The organism is uncultured Campylobacter sp. (assembly GCF_938018145.1).
Taxonomy (GTDB): Bacteria; Campylobacterota; Campylobacteria; order Campylobacterales; family Campylobacteraceae; genus Campylobacter_A.
Genome location: NZ_CALIII010000208.1, coordinates 1 through 1,168, shown reverse-complemented (window position 1 = coordinate 1,168; position 1,168 = coordinate 1). Strand labels below are relative to the sequence as shown.

The 1,168-nt window shown below is 50.7% G+C and carries 1 protein-coding gene; it reads right to left on the bottom strand.

All coding sequences use genetic code 11. The features are described from left to right. Positions 1-1,168: ribonuclease J (locus Q0338_RS04705; protein ID WP_298085746.1), on the bottom strand; the 1,168-nt coding region annotated here is incomplete at both ends.

Here is a 1,168-nt window from a genome sequence, read left to right as displayed (position 1 = left end):
ATCGATTACGACGTCGTCTGAAATTTGCTTGTTGATTTGGTTATCGATAAAGACCTTGCCAGTTTTTACCGTCTTGGCGCGCTTCATGTATTTTTGGCAAATTTCTATCTGATCGCCGTCGCTCATCAGATAGATGTTTCGCTCATCCACGCCACATGCCACGGCCGTTTCTTTATGCTTTGCGATGTGGTTGTACTCGCCGTGGACCGGGAGGAAAAATTTAGGCTTTATTAGGCGCAGCATCAGTTTTTGCTCCTCTTGCGCCGCGTGACCGCTCACGTGTATCTCGCTAAAGTCCTGATACGCGACGCTAGCGCCTGATTTGATGAGGAAATTTAGCACCGTCGATACGCTGCTTTCGTTGCCCGGGATCGCCTTTGAGCTGATGATAATCTGATCGGTCGGCTTTATTTTGATGTATTTGTGCTCGTCGGTAGCCATTCGGTACAGCGCACTCATCGTCTCGCCCTGAGAGCCGGTGGTGACGATCAACACTTCGTTATCTTTAAATTTGCCGACTTCGTTAGCGTCGATGAAAATTTTCTTATCCAGCTTGATGTAGCCAAGCTCCATCGCAGTGTAGAGGTTGCGCTCCATGCTGCGGCCGATGACGCAGACCTTGCGGTTGTATTTTAGTCCCCAGTCGATCGCCTGATAGACGCGGTGGATGTTGGAGCTAAACGTGCTCATTATCACGCGGCCTTTGGCTTTTGAGAAAATGGCGTCAAAAGTCTTGCCCACGCTGCTTTCGCTTTTAGTAAAGCCCTCGCGGTAGCTGTTCGTGCTGTCACTCATCAGGCACAGTACGCCGCGCTCGCCGTAGTAGGCTAGGCGTCCCAGATCGGTAGGGTAGCCGTCGATCGGCGTATGGTCGATCTTAAAGTCGCCCGTGTGGATGATAGTGCCCGCCTTTGTCGTGATGGCAAGCGCGCTAGCATCGATGATGGAGTGCGTGATATGTATCCACTCGACCTCAAAATCTCCTATCAAATACGGCTTGCGCTTTTCGACCGAGCGGAAAAGCGAACGCTCCTGCTTTAGTCCGTGCTCTTCAAATTTATTATTTATCATACCAAGCGGCAATGGCGTGGCGTAAATCGGAAATTTAAACTCTTTGTAAAAGTAGGGCACTGCGCCGATGTGATCCTCGTGGGCGTGCGTGATGACG